We start from the raw sequence: 12,359 nt of genomic DNA, 5'->3' as shown, positions 1-12,359 counted from the left end.
GCCGATGACGGCGGTGGAGGAGACCGAGGTGCTCGTCGTGGGCGGCGGTCCGGTGGGGCTGGCGCTCGGGCTCGACCTGGCGTGGCGGGGGGTCGACTTCGTCCTGGCGGAGGCCGGGGACGGCCGGATCACCCATCCCAGGGTGTCGACGATCGGCCCGAGGGCGATGGAGCTGTTCCGCCGCTGGGGCGTGGCGGACGCGATCCGGGGTGCCGGCTGGCCCGCCGGGCACACCCTGGACGTCGCCTGGGTGACGGCGGTCGGCGGGCACGAGCTGCACCGGCTGCGGTTCGGCACGGTAGCCGAGCGGCCGCCGCCCGCCCACACGCCGGAGCCCGAGGCGATCTGCCCCCAGCACTGGCTCGTGCCGCTGCTGACGCGACGGCTCGGTGTGCGGCCCGACGGCCCGGTGCGGCTGCGGACCCGGCTGACCGGCTTCCGGCAGACGGACGACGGGGTGCGGGCCGAGCTGACCGACGCGGCGGGGGTGGTGACGACGGTGCACGCCCGGTATCTGGTGGGGTGCGACGGGGCGGCCTCGCCGGTGCGGAAGGAGTGCGGGATCGCCTCGCCGGAGCGGCACGCCACCCGAACCCTGCGGAACGTCCTCTTCCGGGCGCCGGGTCTCGGCGAGCGGCTCGGCGGGCGGGCGGCCCTGGTCCACTTCGTCACCGAACCGGGCGGGCTGCGGTACCCGCTGCGGGCGATGGACGGCCGGGACCTGTACCGGCTCACCTGTCCCCCGGGCCCGGCCGAGCCACTGCGGGTGGTCCGCCGGGCGCTCGCCGTGGACGTGCCGGTGGAGATCCTCTCGGACTCCCGGTGGCACCTGACCCACCGGGTCGCCGCCCGCTACCGCGACGGCCGGGTGCTGCTCGCCGGGGACGCGGCACACACCCTCTCCCCCTCCGGCGGCTTCGGTCTGGCCACCGGGATCGGCGACGCGGCCGATCTCGGCTGGAAGCTCGGCGCGGAACTGTCCGGCTGGGCGGGTCCCGGGCTGCTCGACGCGTACGGGAGCGAGCGGCGTCCGGTCGCCCTCGCCGGCCTGGAGGAGAGCCACCGCAATCTGCGCCGCACCCTGGACCGGCGCATCACCTCGGCGCTCCTGGAGGACTCGCCGCGCGGCGCGGAGGCCCGGGCGGAGCTGGGGCGGAGGATCGCCGCCTCCGACCCCCGGCGCGAGTTCGAGGCGCCCGACGCCCACTTCGCCCACCGGTACCGGTCGCCGCTCGTCGCGCAGGGCACGGACGGGGAGCCGGTTCCGGATGCCCAGGACGACGACCGTCCGGAGTGGGACCGGGCGGCGGTGCCGGGCGGGCGTGCCCCGCACGTGTGGCTGGCGCCGGGGTTCTCCACGCTGGACCTCTTCGGCCCGGGGTTCACCCTGCTCCGACTGGCCCCCGGGGACACGGTCGGGACCGAGGGGACGGAACGGGCCTTCGCCGCGCGGAGGGTGCCGTTGCGGGTGTGGAGCCCGCCCGGGGGCTCGGAGCCTCGGCGTCGGTACGGGCACGCCTACGTACTGGTGCGGCCGGACGGCCATGTCGCCTGGCGGGGGGCCCGGCCGCCCGCCGACCCCGGCGCCCTCGCCGACCTGGTGCGCGGCGCCGGGCCGGCCACCGGCGGGGCGCGGACGGACGGGGGCGGGTGATGGGCGGGGACCGGCTCGCGCCGTTCGATTCCGGGCTGCTCGACCTGGCGGATCCGTACCCGGTCTACCGCCGCTACCGCGAGCGGGACCCCGTCCATGCCGTGCGGTCCTCCGACACCGACGCGGACCGCGACCGCGACCACGACGGCGACGGCGACGGCGCGGGCGGGACCGGGGCCACCACCTGGTACCTCTTCCGGTACGCGGAGGTGGCGCGGGTGCTCGCGGGGCGCGCGTACCGGCGGAGGTCCCCGGCGACCGGGCGGGCGGCGCCGATACCGGAGGGGTACGAGACGCTGCGGCGGGTCGTCGAGAACTGGCTGGTCTTCCTCGATCCGCCCCGGCACACCGTGCTGCGGGCGCGGGTGAACCCGCCGCTCGCCTCCGCCGCCGTCGCCGGACTGCGGCCGGCCGTACGGGAGATCGCCGAGGAGCTGGCGGCACCGCTCGCGGGGCGGGCGGCCGTCGATGTGGTGCGGGGGTTCGCGGCGCCGTTCCCGCTGCTCGTCATCGCGCGCGTGCTCGGGGTGGAGGGGCGGTTGTGGCCGTGGTTCCGGGAGCGGGCGCTCGCGCTCCAGGAGGCGGGCGGGACGCGCGGCGACCGGACCGGGGCGGGCCTCGCGCGGGCCGACCGCGCGGCGGGCGAGCTGGAGCGGTACTTCACGGCCGCGCTGACGGCCCGGCGGGACGCGGACGGGGAGCCGCGCGACCTGATGGGAGCACTGGCGGCGGCCGGGCGGGAGGACCCCTCGCTCACCCCGGGGCTCCTCGCGTCGACCTGCGTCCACCTCCTGACGGCCGGGCACGAGACGACGACCGGGCTCCTCGGGAAGGCGGTCCTGGCCCTGCTCACCCGGCCCGGGACGGTCGCCGAACTCCGCGCCGAGCCGGGACTCGTGGCCGGGGCGGTGGACGAGTTCCTGCGCTTCGACCCGCCGGTGCAGATGGTCACCCGCTGGGCGTGGCGGGAGACCGAGCTCGCCGGGCGGCGGATCCGGCGCGGGGACCGGCTCGTCGCGGTGATCGGCTCCGCCCACCGGGACCCGGCGTGCTTCCCCGACCCGGACGTCCTCGACATCCGCCGGGCCACGGGCCGGCACTGCGCCTTCGGGCTCGGCATCCACTACTGCGCGGGCGCGGCGCTCGCCCGTCTGGAGGCGGAGACGGGGCTCGCCGTGCTCCTCGAACGGCTGCCCCTGCTCAGGCCGGACGCCCGCCCGCTCGTCGAGGTGGAGTACGCCCCGGACTGGGTCTTCCACGGCCCGTCCCGGCTGGTCCTCCGGGACAGGGGGCAGGCGGCCGGGAACGAACCGACCCCACCTCCCGTTATACCCCCCATGGGTATACAGAGGAGGAGTGCATGACCACGACCGGCACCACCGCGGCAATCACCACCGTCACCACCGCCCGCCCCCGACGCCTGCCGGCGCTCACCCCCGACCAGGCCCGGGGCCGGGCCCGCGAACTCCTCGCGGACATCGTCGAACGGCACGGCTCGGCGGGCGAGATGGTCTCCACGATGGCCAACTCGCCCGCGATGATCGAGGGATATCTGAGCCTCTCCCGCGCCATGAAGCGGGTGAAGATCCCGCGCGCGCTGAGCGAGAAACTCTCCCTCGCCGTCCAGGAGTGGATCGGCTGCGGCACCTGCCGCGAGGCGCACGAGTCGGCAGGCCGCGCCGCCGGGCTGAACGACACGGACATCGCCCTGGCCCGCCAGGACACCTCCACCGATCCGCGCGAGGCCGCCCTGATCGCCCTCGCCCTCAAGGTCCTCGCCGAACCGGGCGCGCTCGGCGACGCCGACGTCGCCGAGGTGCGGGCGCACGGCTGGAGCGACCGGGTCCTCGCCGAAGTGGTCGGGGTCGTCAGCCTCAACCTGCTCACCGGCGCCTTCAACCTCCTCGCCGGCATCCAGCCGGACACCGGAGAGGAGGAGGCGGACGGCTAGGCGGGCGCCGGGAGTTCCTTCTCCATCAGGGTGAAGGACTTGGCCGGGCCGCCCGGCTGCGGCTTGCCGTCCTTGCGGCCGACGACGCGGTAGCCGGCGTCCTGGTAGTAGGCGGTGAGCTTCGGGTTGGTGGACAGGCAGTCCAGGCGCACCCGGGTCCGGCCGGTGGCGGCCACCCGGTCCTCGGCGGCGGCCAGCAGCAGCCGTCCGGTGCCGGGGGCGGCGGCGCGGTCCACCATGAGCCGGTGGACGTAGCCGGCGTCGGGTGGCTGCGGGCCCCAGGCGGCCTCGTCGTCCCACCACAGCTCCCAGGCGCCGAGGACGTGCCCGTCGCGCTCGGCGAGCCAGACCTCGCCGTGCGCCATGATCCGATGGAAGTGGTCCTCGTCCAGTTCCCCGGGCCGCCACTGGCCGGTGACGCCCCGCTCCAGCATCCAGCGGGCGGCGTCGTCCCGGAGCCGAACGAGGGTGGCGAGGTCGGCCTCGCCCGCCGGGCGGTGGTGCGGTGCGATCATGCGACCGATCCTCGCACGCGGCTCACCGGCGGCGACGGGGCGGTGAAGGAGACGGCGGCGGCCGGGTCGGTGACCTCCGCGTCGGAGCCGAGGGAGTAGGCGGCGACGCGGGAGACCACCACCGCCGGGACGGCGTCGGCGACACCGGGGACGGCCGGGCAGTCCTGGGTGGCGTGGGCGTCGTACGGGACGACGACGCGGTAGCCGAGGTCCAGGGCCGTACGGGCGGTGGCCCGGACGCACATCTCCGACATCACCCCGCAGACGGCGACGGCCCGGCTGCCGTGCCCGTCGAGCACCGCGCCGAGGGCCGTCTCCTCGAAGCCGTCGTCGTACGGCTTGCGGATCACGAGCTCGGTGGGCCCCGGCTCGACGGGGTGGTGCAACTCCCATCCGGGGGTGTGCGGTTCGTCCTCCGCGCCGGGCGGCCCGTCGTTCTGGAGGTGGACGACGAGCGCGCCGGCGGCGCGGGCCCGGGCGATCAGCCCGGCGGTCCGGTCGACGAGCCGCGCGGCGTCGGGCACGGCGCCGTCGCCGGTGACGAAGGCCGACTGCACGTCGACGACGAGGAGCGTGTCCACCAGCGGGAGCGGGTGCGGGAGCGGGGGTGGTTGTGGAGGTGTCTCGGCGATCATGCGGGCATCATCACGCGGCCGGGTGCGGCCGCTCCACGGGGTTTCCGGCCGTCGCCGACCGGCGGAGCAGCAGCCGCCCGGTGACTCCGGTGGTGAACAGCCCGCCGAGCAGGGCGAGAAGGGAGACGGCACCGCCCGAACCCCAGTCGACGTCCGTGGCGCGGACGGCGAGCACGATCCCGCACGCGGCGGCGACCGCGGGGACGGCGCGGAGGGCGGGGCGACTGCGCGTCAGATCGTCCTCGGCGAGCGAGCCGAGGACGCCGACGCCGAGCGAGAGCGCCCAGACGCCGAGGCCCTGGGCATCGGCGCGGTTCACCGCCCAGGGCACGAACCCGCTCCAGAAGCCCGGGAGGAAGAGGAGCCCGGCGCCGACGCCGAGCCACCCCGAGCCGAGCACCGCGAGCAGGGGCCTGGACCAGCCTGGCATCGGAACCGGCCCGGTCCGCGCGGGAACGCCGCCCGCCGGCCTGCGGTACTGGGCGGCCAGGCAGCCGACGGACGCCAGGGCGAGGAGGGCCACGACGGGCACCCAGCCGAGGCTGAAGAGGACCAGGAAGAGCGGGCCGCCGGTGGCGACGCGGAGGGCGCCGAGGTTGAGGAGGGTGACGGCGAGCAGGCCGGTCATGACGACGACCAGCGGCAGGTAGAGGCTCCGCGCCTCCTCCCAGTCGTCGGCCCGGCCCAGGGTGAGCAGGGCGGGCGCCACGCCCACCATGGCCGCGCCGATGAGTCCGGGGCTGAGGGCCTCGGGCGACGCCCAGGCGCCCACCCCGTGCCCGGTGAGCGCCGCGACGGCGAGCAGGACGCCGACACCGAGGCTGACGACGCCGACGACGGTGCCCATCACGACGACGGCGGCGGAGAGCTCTCGTCCGGGCCGGGCGGAGGGATCACGTCCGGGCCGAGCGGAGAGCTCACCTCCAGATCGCGCGGAGGGATCATCTCCAGGCCGGACGGCGGGACCACCTCCAGGCCGGACTGACCGCTCATCTCCACGCCGGGCGGACAGTTCGCCTCCGGACCGCGGGGACCGTTCGCCTCCGGGAGGGCGGCCAGGGCTGCTCATCGGCTTTCCTCCCCGGTCGCCGCGGCGCCGCTGAGCGCCGGTTCGGGTGCCGGGGGCGGGGGTTGCGGGGCGCGGCGGCGCAGGAGTTCGCGTGCGGCGAGGACGCGGAGGGCGACGACGGTGACGGCGGTGTAGGCGAGCATGCCGCAGCCGATGCCGGCGGCCGCGGTGAGGGCCGTCGCCCGGTCGAGGCCCATGGACCGTTCCAGTACGGGAACCATGACCGCGGAGAACGCCGAGGCGAGGAGCAGGGCGGCGAGGTGCAGGCGCCACTCCTCGCGGGCCCAGCCGTTGCCGGCGCGGCGCGCGCCGGCGGCCCGGGCGGCGAGGACGGCGTACACGACCGCGTACGGCAGCAGGTAGGCGAGGAGCAGGCGGCGTCCGGCGGTGCCCTGGTCGAGGAAGGCGGGGACGAGCGCGGCGAGGCCGGCGGCGCCCGCGAGGTGGGCGAGGACCATCACCGGTCCCGGCGCCCAGGTGCCGGTGAGGCCGGGGACGGAGGTGCGCCGGTCGAGCGCGCGGGTGGCGAGCAGCGCGCCGAAGGAGACCAGCGCGCCCAGGTGCATGATCGCGACCCGGTTGACGTCCTGGAGGGGCAGGCCCGGGTAGAGCGCGGGCAGGAGGCTCCATTCGATGCGGAGCAGCGGGGCGGTCATCAGGAAGCCGTAGCAGAGCAGCAGCCAGCGCTGGTGGAGGTCGGGGAAGCCCTTGTAGGCGGCGAGGGTGCCGAAGGTGACGCTGCCGACCGCGCCGACCAGGATGACGGCGAGCACGATCCAGAAGGCCGCGCCGCTGAACGCCCGCTCCGGCGGCGTGCGGACCAGGTAGACGGCGGCGCCGGCCATCGACACGTACACGGTCGCGGCGAAGACGACGCCGAGGGCGCGGTGGAGGCGGATCCGGCGGCGGACGGCGCTGAGCAGCTGGACGGGGCCGAGGAGCATCAGGAGGCCGCCGAGGACGGAGTGGACGATCAGCGGGACGAGGCTGCGGCCGTACGGTCCCATGCGGTCGCGGACGGCGTCGGCGACGAACCCGGGCGAGACCGAGCGGCCGAGGAGCCACTCACCGAGGGCGGGCGCGCCGGGGCGGGCGTACGGCCAGAGCTCGGTGAACGCGATCGGCGCGTACGCGAGGCAGACCGCCGTCAGCGCGACGACGGCCACCCTTCCGCGTCTGGTGCTGGTGGGACGCCCCACGGCGGTCCTCCTCTGCGAGGTGCGCGAATCTGCACGGGTGCGCGATAGTCCACTCTGGACTATGGAGGAAGGTAGGGCCGGGCCCGGCCAGGGTCAACCGGTCGGTAATAAAGTCGTGTTACCAGGGGTCAGCACTGTTCAGGACCGCCCCCGTGCCCCTCCGGGCTCTCCCCCGGCTCGCGGTCGCCGACCCAGTGCCAGAAGTCGACCATCATCCGCTCGTACCGGATCCCGAACTCCAGCGCCTCGCGCTGCCCCCGGCTCAGCAACTCGCCGACCTCGCCCGCGAGCCCCTCGTACTCCTCCAGGGTGCGCCGGTGCTCGGCGACCTGGACCGGGGCATGGACGCGCGGACTCGCGCCGAACCAGAGCTTGAGGATGCCCCGTTCGCGTGCCTCGACCGGGACGAAGGAGGGGTCGGCGAGCCAGCCGCGCAGCGCCGCCGCGCCCTCCTGCGTGAGCCGCATCAGCCGCCGGTTCCGGCCGCCCTCCTGCCGCACCTCCGAGAGCAGTCCGGCCTCCAGGAGGCGGTCGCACTGGGCGTACACCTGGGCGTGCGGCACGGACCAGAAGGGGGCGACGGTCCGCGCGGCCTCGACCTTGACGTCGTACGGACTGGCCTCGCCCAGTGCGTCGATGATGCCGAGGACGAGGAAGGAGGGCGTGGTCAGCCGGACTTCAGACATGCGGCGACCGTATCGCGGGGCTTCAGACCGGGTGCTCCGCCCGGGCGCGGGGTCCTGCGGGCAGCGGGGAGGGCAGCGGGCGCGGTACGGGCTCGGGCCGCAGCAGCTCGTCGAGGCCGGTGAGGCGCACCAGGCGGAGGATCCACGGCTGGTCGCAGACGAGCTGGAAGTGCGCCCCGCGCGCGCGGGCACTCCGGGCGCAGTGGGCGAGCAGGCCGAGGCCGGTGGCGTCGCAGAAGCCCAGCGGGCGGATGTCGACGGCCAGGGCGTCGGCCTCGCGGACGAGCGCGTCGAGCTCGGGCCGCAGATGGCGGACGAGGACGAGGTCCAGTTCGCCGCGGAGGACGGCGACGGTCAGGGCGCCGGCCGTGCGGACGGCGAGGTGGGGGTCATGACGGGGGATCAGCTGCATCGGACGCTCCACAGGGTGGGTCCAAGTGTCAGGTCGAGCGTGGCCGCAGTCGGGGCGGGAGGGACGTTTCGCCTGGGCCTCAGTCACCGGATCCGGTGAATACGCGTCCATAGGTTTGTCGGACGTGTGTACGAGGTGTCAGGGGCGCCGCTCCCCCAGGAGGGACCGGGTGCGCAGGGCCAGGAGGGCCTCGAAGCGGAAGGCGGGGTCGGCGAGCCGTTCACCGAACAGGGCGTCGAGCCGGTGCAGCCGACGACGGGCGGTCTGCGGGTGGACGCCGAGCACCCGGGCGACCTCGGGGGCGGTACGGCCCCAGGACATCAGCAGCGCCTCCAGGGTCTCGGCGAGCCGGTCGGCCCGGCCGCGCGGCAGCTCCGCGAGGGGGGCGAGGACCCGGCCGGCGAGCAGCCGGCCGACGGGCGCGGCCCGCAGCAGATGGAGCTCCCCCAGCTCCTCCTCGGCCAGGACGAACTCCCCGCCGAAAAGCCCGACGCCGGCCGCCGCACCGGCCGCCACACCGGCCCCCAATCCCGCTACCGCCCCCGCCCCCGCCCCCATCCCCGTCCCCGTTCGGCGGTCGAGGGCGGCGCGGGCGCACTGGAGCGAGAGCCAGGCGTCGTCCGGCGTGACGGCGGGCCCGAGGGCGGCGGTACGCCCGCGCAGCGCGGTACGGATCCGGCCGAGCGGCCCGGCCTGCCCCTCCCCCGCGTCACCGTGCGGCTCCGGCAGCGGCACGATCAGCACCAGGTCGTTGCCCCGCCGGGCGGAGAGGAGTCCGGTCTCCGCGCCGGGCACCGCGAGCCGGCCGTCGCCGGGTCTGACGAGGAGGCACGCGAGGGTGCGGGGCAGGGGCCAGCCGGCCCGCTCGGCGAGGGGTTCCGGCGACGGTCGGCCGTCACCGGGACCCGGGGGTTCGAGGAGCCGCTCGGCCAGGGTGCGGCGGGCCCGTTTGAGCTCGCCCTCGGAGCGCAGCCGCTCGGCCCGGAAGCCGGCGACGGCCTCGTTGGACAGGGCGTTGATGTGGACGAGGACGGCCTCGTGCAGCGGCAGCACCAGCTCGGCCGGGAGCGCGGCGGCCTGGAGGACCTCGGCGTACCGGCGGCTGCCGACCCGGGCGCCGACCCGGAACGCGGCCTGGATGCCGTCGGTCGTACGCCCGCTGCGGAACTCGACGCGGCCCAGCTCCCTGAAGTGCCTCAGGTGGTGGTCCTGCGGGCTGTCGGGGTGCTCGATCAGCTCCGCGAACTGGTGAAGGGCGCGGCGTATCGACTCCGCGAGGTCCCGCCCGACGGCGGATTCCAGCGGCCTGCGGTAGGGGGCCACCTCGACGCGGATCGCCTCGATCATCTCCGCGACGATCGCGTCGATGCGGGGCCGGATGAGTGCCGCGAGCCCGGGCGGCAGCTCGTGCCACGGGGTCCGCGCGAAGCCCCCGCCGGGGCCCGGCGGGGGCGACGGCGGCGCGTACTCCTTCACGGGGCTCCCCCTCGGGTGGACTGCGGACGGTGTCGACGCGCGTGAGGCGGGTGCGCCGGAAGGTGTCACGCGCGTGACCGTTTTCCGGCGTACGGGCTCCGCCTCCCTGGTCCGGCCGGAGCCGGTGACCGCACTGTGGACCCGACGTTACGCGCCAGTAGCTTCCGCGTCTCTCCCCCGTCACAGGTTTCTCCGCCACAGCAGCCCCACCACAGCTCACCCGTCGAGAGAAAAGGCACCCCCATGCGACGCACACGCACCACACACCCCGGCCGCACCACCGCACGTCGCCGGATCACCGCCGCCGTCACCGGCGCCGCCGCCGCGCTCTGCCTCGCCCTCACCGGGACCGCCCCGGCCCAAGCCACCCCGACAGACACCCAGCAGGCCGAGGCCGACCCGGTGGGCCCGCCGCAGGGCGACTTCCTCTCCGCGTACGGCTACTCGCTGTTCGCGCCGACGGCCGTCCCCTCCGGGGCGAACGAGTGGGGCTGCCGGCCGACGGCCGAGCACCCGCGCCCGGTGGTCCTGGTGCACGGCACCTTCGAGAACCGGTACGCGAACTGGGCCGGGCTCGCCCCGCGCCTGAAGTCCGCCGGGTACTGCGTCTACGCGCTCAACTACGGCGGCGGCCTCGGCCCGGTCACCGGCACCGGCGACATCGCCGCCTCGTCACGCCAGTTGGCCGACTTCGTGGAGCGGGTGCGGGCGGCGACGGGCGCGGCGAAGGTGGACCTCGTGGGCCACTCGCAGGGCGGCCTGATGCCCCGGCACTACATCAAGCACCTGGGCGGTTCGGCCACCGTCGGCAGGCTCGTCGCCCTCGCCCCCACCAACCACGGCACCTCGCTGTGGGGCATGGGGCTGCTCGCCGCCGCCGTCCCCGGCGGCGGCGGTCCGCTCGGCGCGGCCTGCACGGCCTGCTCCCAGCAGGTCACCGGCTCCGACTTCGTGACGGAGCTCAACGCGGGCGGCGAGACGCACCCGACGGTCTCGTACACGGTGATCGCCAGCCGCTACGACGAGGTGGTCACCCCGTACACCTCGTCGTTCCTCGCGCCCGCGCCGAACGTCGTCAACCAGCGGGTCCAGGACGCCTGTCCGGCCGATCTCACCGAGCACCTCGGGATCTCCTACGACCCGGTCGCGACCCGGCTCGTCCTCAACGCCCTCGACCCGGCGCACGCCCAGCGCCCGTCCTGCTGAACCGTCGCGCGGCCCACGGCCCCGTCCGCCGGTCTCAGCCGGCGGACGGCGCCCCGAACCACCGCTCCAGAGCGTCCCGGAGCCCCGCCGGGTCGTCGCCGACCCAGACCACGTGCCCGTCCGGCCGCAGCAGCGCGGCCGGCACGTCCGGTTCGGCGCCCGCGCCGGTGACCAGGTGCACCCGGTCCTCCCAGCCGGTCACCGCGAGCGTCCCGGTGCGGTCGAGGAGGAGGCCGCGCCCGTCACGCGCCGCCTCGTACAGCCTGCCCTCCTTCAGCGGCACGTCCTTCAGCCGCCGGCCGAGCAGTTCGTGGCCCTCGCCGCAGTCGTAGCGGAGGTCGACGGCGGTGAGCTTCCCGATGAGGAAGCGGTTGACCTCGTCGAAGTCCATCAGCTCCGCGAACAGCCGGCGCACCGCCTGCGCCCCCGGCTCGGCGGACATCAGCTCCATCTGGGCGCGGGTGTTGTCGAGCACGGCGGCGCCGACCGGGTGGCGCTCGGAGTGGTACGTGTCGAGCAGCCCGTCGGGCGCCCAGCCGAGGACCTCCGCGGCGAGCTTCCAGCCGAGGTTGAAGGCGTCCTGCACCCCGAGGTTGAGGCCCTGGCCGCCGGTCGGCGGGTGGATGTGGGCGGCGTCGCCGGCGAGCAGCACCCGGCCGTCGCGGTACCGCTCCGCCTGCCGGGTGCCGTCGCCGAAGCGGGAGAGCCAGCGCGGCTCGTGCACCCCGAAGTCGGTGCCGCCGACGGCCGTCAGACGCTCCTTCAGCTCGTCGAGCGTCGGCGCGGACCGGTCCTCGGAGAGTCCGGCGGCGGGCACGACCACGCGGTACAGCCCGTCCCCGAGCGGCATCACGCCGTACCGCGTCTGCGTCTTGCGGACCTCGGCCATCACCGGGAGGACCTCCTCCCACGGCACCCCGATCCGCACCTCGGCGATCAGCGTCTCGTGCCGCGCCGGCTCTCCGGGGAAGCCGATCCCGGTCAGGGCGCGCACGGTGCTGCGGCCGCCGTCGCAGCCGACCAGCCAGCGGGCGCGCAGCCGGGAGCCGTCGGCGAGCTCGGCCGTCACGCCCTCCTCGTCCTGCTCGAACCCGACCAGCTCCCGGCCGCGCCGCAACTCCACGCCCAGCTCGCGGGCGTGCTCGTCGAGGAGTTCCTCGGTGATGTTCTGCGGGATGCCGAGGACGTAGGAGTGGGCGGTGTCGAGCCCTTCGGGCCAGGAGGTGCCGAGGCCGGCGAAGAATCCGCCGACCCGGTACTGCTGTCCGCGGGCGAGGAAGCGGTCGAGGAGGCCGCGCTGGTCCATCACCTCGATGCTGCGGACGTGCAGCCCGAGCGCGCGGCTGTGCCCGCTCGGCTCGGCCGCCTTCTCCAGGACGAGCGGCCGCAGGCCCCACAGGCGCAGCTCCGAGGCGAGCACGAGCCCGGTGGGCCCGCCGCCGATCACGAGGACATCGGCGTCGAACATGGTGTTCCCCCATCTGTTTACGCAGGTCAGGGGCCGATTGTGCGCTGCGAGGGGGGCCTTGCCGCAAGGCCCCCCTCGCAGGGTACGG

The 12,359-nt window shown here is 75.8% G+C and carries 12 protein-coding genes; 4 read left to right on the top strand and 8 right to left on the bottom strand.

Annotated elements, in window-relative coordinates:
• The first annotated feature begins 4 nt into the window (after positions 1 to 4).
• Genes HHL19_RS28625 through HHL19_RS28615 form a run of 3 tightly spaced genes read left to right on the top strand, consistent with a single transcriptional unit; the run spans position 5 to position 3,605 of the window.
• Complete coding sequence (locus tag HHL19_RS28625) at positions 5 to 1,654, top strand: FAD-dependent monooxygenase (protein ID WP_169093262.1); 1,650 nt, start codon at positions 5 to 7, stop codon at positions 1,652 to 1,654.
• Positions 1,654 to 3,018, top strand: a complete 1,365-nt coding sequence (locus tag HHL19_RS28620; protein WP_169093261.1) for a cytochrome P450 — start codon at positions 1,654 to 1,656, stop codon at positions 3,016 to 3,018. Before HHL19_RS28625 ends, HHL19_RS28620 begins: the two co-directional genes overlap by 1 nt.
• The gene (locus HHL19_RS28615) at positions 3,015 to 3,605 is read left to right on the top strand and encodes a carboxymuconolactone decarboxylase family protein (protein WP_169093260.1); all 591 of its coding nucleotides are present in this window, start codon (positions 3,015 to 3,017) and stop codon (positions 3,603 to 3,605) included. The genes HHL19_RS28620 and HHL19_RS28615 overlap by 4 nt, the downstream gene beginning before the upstream one ends.
• On the opposite strand, the gene HHL19_RS28610 is transcribed toward HHL19_RS28615, so the two are convergent.
• The 7 genes from HHL19_RS28610 to HHL19_RS38610 form a co-directional block, all read right to left on the bottom strand.
• Positions 3,602 to 4,120, bottom strand: coding sequence for a GNAT family N-acetyltransferase (locus HHL19_RS28610; RefSeq protein ID WP_169093259.1), 519 nt, complete (start codon positions 4,118 to 4,120; stop codon positions 3,602 to 3,604). The two genes, HHL19_RS28615 and HHL19_RS28610, sit on opposite strands and share 4 nt — an antisense overlap.
• Positions 4,117 to 4,755 carry an isochorismatase family protein gene (locus HHL19_RS28605; protein WP_169093258.1) on the bottom strand — a complete coding sequence of 213 codons (639 nt, stop codon included), beginning with the start codon at positions 4,753 to 4,755 and terminating at the stop codon, positions 4,117 to 4,119. The genes HHL19_RS28610 and HHL19_RS28605 overlap by 4 nt, the downstream gene beginning before the upstream one ends.
• A 10-nt stretch (positions 4,756 to 4,765) precedes the next feature.
• Positions 4,766 to 5,602, bottom strand: coding sequence for a hypothetical protein (locus HHL19_RS28600; RefSeq protein WP_169093257.1), 837 nt, complete (start codon positions 5,600 to 5,602; stop codon positions 4,766 to 4,768).
• 218 nt (positions 5,603 to 5,820) lie between these two features.
• Positions 5,821 to 7,023 carry a DUF2306 domain-containing protein gene (locus HHL19_RS28595; protein ID WP_346768546.1) on the bottom strand — a complete coding sequence of 401 codons (1,203 nt, stop codon included), beginning with the start codon at positions 7,021 to 7,023 and terminating at the stop codon, positions 5,821 to 5,823.
• A 128-nt stretch (positions 7,024 to 7,151) separates the two neighbouring features.
• A complete protein-coding gene (locus HHL19_RS28590) occupies positions 7,152 to 7,709 on the bottom strand; it encodes a PadR family transcriptional regulator (RefSeq protein WP_169093256.1) in 558 nt (185 codons plus the stop codon).
• A 22-nt stretch (positions 7,710 to 7,731) separates the two neighbouring features.
• Positions 7,732 to 8,121, bottom strand: a complete 390-nt coding sequence (locus tag HHL19_RS28585; RefSeq protein WP_169093255.1) for an STAS domain-containing protein — start codon at positions 8,119 to 8,121, stop codon at positions 7,732 to 7,734.
• A 138-nt stretch (positions 8,122 to 8,259) separates the two neighbouring features.
• Positions 8,260 to 9,597, bottom strand: a complete 1,338-nt coding sequence (locus tag HHL19_RS38610) for a helix-turn-helix domain-containing protein (protein ID WP_169093254.1) — start codon at positions 9,595 to 9,597, stop codon at positions 8,260 to 8,262.
• A gap of 243 nt (positions 9,598 to 9,840) precedes the next feature.
• Between HHL19_RS38610 and HHL19_RS28575 the strand changes: the two genes are divergently transcribed.
• A complete protein-coding gene (locus HHL19_RS28575; RefSeq protein ID WP_169093253.1) occupies positions 9,841 to 10,803 on the top strand; it encodes an alpha/beta fold hydrolase in 963 nt (320 codons plus the stop codon).
• Between the two features lie 34 nt (positions 10,804 to 10,837).
• Here HHL19_RS28575 and rox read toward each other — a convergent pair whose 3' ends face one another.
• Positions 10,838 to 12,271, bottom strand: a complete 1,434-nt coding sequence (gene rox / locus HHL19_RS28570) for a rifampin monooxygenase (protein ID WP_169093252.1) — start codon at positions 12,269 to 12,271, stop codon at positions 10,838 to 10,840.
• Between the last annotated feature and the right edge of the window lie 88 nt (positions 12,272 to 12,359).

This window comes from Streptomyces sp. R302 (genome assembly GCF_012927245.1).
Taxonomy (GTDB): Bacteria; Actinomycetota; Actinomycetes; order Streptomycetales; family Streptomycetaceae; genus Streptomyces.
This window is presented reverse-complemented; position numbering and strand designations above follow the sequence as displayed.

What these genes read in the sequence shown, in the direction of transcription:
- HHL19_RS28625 (WP_169093262.1), top strand. Translation starts at nt 5, where the DNA reads ATGACGGCGGTGGAGGAGACCGAGGTGCTCGTCGTGGGCGGCGGTCCG.
- HHL19_RS28605 (WP_169093258.1), bottom strand. Translation starts at nt 4,755, where the DNA reads ATGATCGCCGAGACACCTCCACAACCACCCCCGCTCCCGCACCCGCTC.
- HHL19_RS28585 (WP_169093255.1), bottom strand. Translation starts at nt 8,121, where the DNA reads ATGCAGCTGATCCCCCGTCATGACCCCCACCTCGCCGTCCGCACGGCC.
- HHL19_RS28620 (WP_169093261.1), top strand. Translation starts at nt 1,654, where the DNA reads ATGGGCGGGGACCGGCTCGCGCCGTTCGATTCCGGGCTGCTCGACCTG.
- HHL19_RS28615 (WP_169093260.1), top strand. Translation starts at nt 3,015, where the DNA reads ATGACCACGACCGGCACCACCGCGGCAATCACCACCGTCACCACCGCC.
- rox (WP_169093252.1), bottom strand. Translation starts at nt 12,271, where the DNA reads ATGTTCGACGCCGATGTCCTCGTGATCGGCGGCGGGCCCACCGGGCTC.
- HHL19_RS28610 (WP_169093259.1), bottom strand. Translation starts at nt 4,120, where the DNA reads ATGATCGCACCGCACCACCGCCCGGCGGGCGAGGCCGACCTCGCCACC.
- HHL19_RS28575 (WP_169093253.1), top strand. Translation starts at nt 9,841, where the DNA reads ATGCGACGCACACGCACCACACACCCCGGCCGCACCACCGCACGTCGC.
- HHL19_RS28590 (WP_169093256.1), bottom strand. Translation starts at nt 7,709, where the DNA reads ATGTCTGAAGTCCGGCTGACCACGCCCTCCTTCCTCGTCCTCGGCATC.
- HHL19_RS28600 (WP_169093257.1), bottom strand. Translation starts at nt 5,602, where the DNA reads ATGGGCACCGTCGTCGGCGTCGTCAGCCTCGGTGTCGGCGTCCTGCTC.